The sequence below is a fragment of the Pseudomonas nicosulfuronedens genome (genome assembly GCF_005877905.1).
Lineage (GTDB): Bacteria > Pseudomonadota > Gammaproteobacteria > Pseudomonadales > Pseudomonadaceae > Pseudomonas > Pseudomonas nicosulfuronedens.
Genome location: NZ_SWDV01000108.1, coordinates 1 through 1,904, shown reverse-complemented (window position 1 = coordinate 1,904; position 1,904 = coordinate 1). Strand labels below are relative to the sequence as shown.

Genomic DNA, 1,904 nt, shown 5'->3' with positions numbered 1-1,904 from the left:
AACTCAGTATAAAGAGCGCGTAGACTTTCCGCAGGCAAAAGAAAAGGGGTTTAGCTTTCGCTAAACCCCTTTCGAGAGATGGTGGCTACACCGGGACTTGAACCTGGGACATCAGCATTATGAATCGCATGAGAGTCACCCTGTGCCACCTCGAAGCCTTGTAAGTCGGGCCTTTCAGCGTGGACAAAACCCCACTTCAACAGGCTGTTTCTGACAATACCCCCGATGTAGTCACCCCAGAGGCTTTACCGATACTGGCACCTCGCGCTAGGGTCTGGACCACATAGTGGAGCGGTAGGCGGAAATGGATTTGTCGATTCCTGGGGCCAAGGAGGAGCGTGCCAAGCTCAAGCGCCTCCATCAGATTCTGAATACTTCCGACCTTGTCCCCGATCAGGCGTATCGGATGTCCTCGGGTCTCTACCCCTTGGTTAGCTTCGTCAACCACTGCATCGGGCTCTACCTCAGCAAGAATTACGACGTCATTCCGTTGTTTCTCGCCCGAGCCCACGCCTTCATGCAGGATCGACCGTTGCAGCCCAATGCCGCCGCGTACTCCAAGTGGGTGGATATCTATCTGCGTCAGATGGCGTATGTCTTGAAACACTTCACGGGTACATCTGCTGAGCTGCTGGCGCTTCATTTGCCAGCGGAGCTGATGGACGCCGGGCCGCAGGACATTCCCGAATGACCCGCCCGCAGATCGTTACGATTGATCTTGGTGACGTGCAGGGTAAAGAGGAGCTGCATGAGTGTTTGGCGCAAGCCCTGAAATTTCCCGATTGGTATGGTCGGAATTGGGACGCTTTCTGGGATTCCATCACGGGATTGGTGGATATGCCGGAGGTGTTGGAATTCCAGGGGTGGTCCGCATTTTCCGTGACTATGCCGCAAGAGTCGAAGCAGCTGATGGACCTGCTTGGCGAGATGAATGAGAAATACCCGACTGAGGCACCGAAGGTCATTTACCGATGATCAGCCATTAGTCGCATGAGAGCCTCTAGGCCGCCCAAAAACTCAGTAAACCGGGCCTTTCCTGGGCGACGAAGCCTCATTTCAACCGGCTGTTTCTGACAATTGGCCTTATGTAGTCCCCTTAGAGTCTTTACGGGTACTGGCGTCTCGCGCTAGCTTCGACATGGCCACATGCCATGTACGGATGCACGCAGGGAAGGACCATGGGACTGGATGACCGCGAATGGATGCGTCGCGAAAGTAGTGAGCGGCAGCGAGAGGGGATAACTCGGAAGCGGCGCAAGGCCTTTCGTTGGAACGCTCTGCACCTGTTTGGCGGCATGGTGCTGCTTACAGTCCTCACGCTGACCTGGCCTCTTCTCCGTTCTTTCGTAGATCGTCTCTCGACCCCTGCGCCCGTCGAAGAGAGTATTCCGATTGCCGAAGATCCTCAGGACCTTCCGGCACCTCCTTCTGAAGTAGCCCATCGCTCAACCGCGCCAGAAGCCTCAAATCGTCGCTCACTGCGCGATTGCTTGAACGGTGGGAATGCCATCGATGAAAACGTGATCCGTTGCCAGAACGGCGGCGAGCTGCCGCGCGTCCGTACTCCGCAGGTAGCGTCTGAGCCCCAAGGCATGGTGTCTCAGGAATACCTAGCGCAGTTTCAGGCCGAGCGGGACCAGCGAATAACTCGGCAGGGCAGTGCTCAAAATTACACCCAGGAGCGTGATTCGCAGTGGATAAAGAGCTGGGGTGGTGGCAGTGGCTATCTAGCTGAGTGGGTTGTAGTTAACAACGTGATTGACGGTGGATCTGTCTGCCGGAACCAGGGCTGGGGTTCCGTTGAGTATCGAGAATGCCGAAAGGGAGCGAAGGTGCACTTTCGGGAGCAATGCCGAGCTTGGGCAGCTCGGGCTGGTAGAGATCGTGCGGATAGGAGCTATCTG

2 protein-coding genes and 1 pseudogene are annotated in these 1,904 nt (G+C 56.0%); all 3 read left to right on the top strand.

Features of this window, described 5'->3' with window-relative positions:
• The first annotated feature begins 304 nt into the window (after positions 1 to 304).
• Complete coding sequence (locus FAS41_RS30625) at positions 305 to 691, top strand: hypothetical protein (protein ID WP_138527015.1); 387 nt, start codon at positions 305 to 307, stop codon at positions 689 to 691.
• The gene (locus FAS41_RS30620) at positions 688 to 975 is read left to right on the top strand and encodes a barstar family protein (protein ID WP_138527014.1); all 288 of its coding nucleotides are present in this window, start codon (positions 688 to 690) and stop codon (positions 973 to 975) included. Before FAS41_RS30625 ends, FAS41_RS30620 begins: the two co-directional genes overlap by 4 nt.
• A 203-nt stretch (positions 976 to 1,178) precedes the next feature.
• Positions 1,179 to 1,904: pseudogene (locus FAS41_RS31100) on the top strand (hypothetical protein); the annotation flags it as partial.

Coding starts and splice junctions, on each gene's coding strand:
- FAS41_RS30625 (WP_138527015.1), top strand. CDS start 305: ATGGATTTGTCGATTCCTGGGGCCAAGGAGGAGCGTGCCAAGCTCAAG.
- FAS41_RS30620 (WP_138527014.1), top strand. CDS start 688: ATGACCCGCCCGCAGATCGTTACGATTGATCTTGGTGACGTGCAGGGT.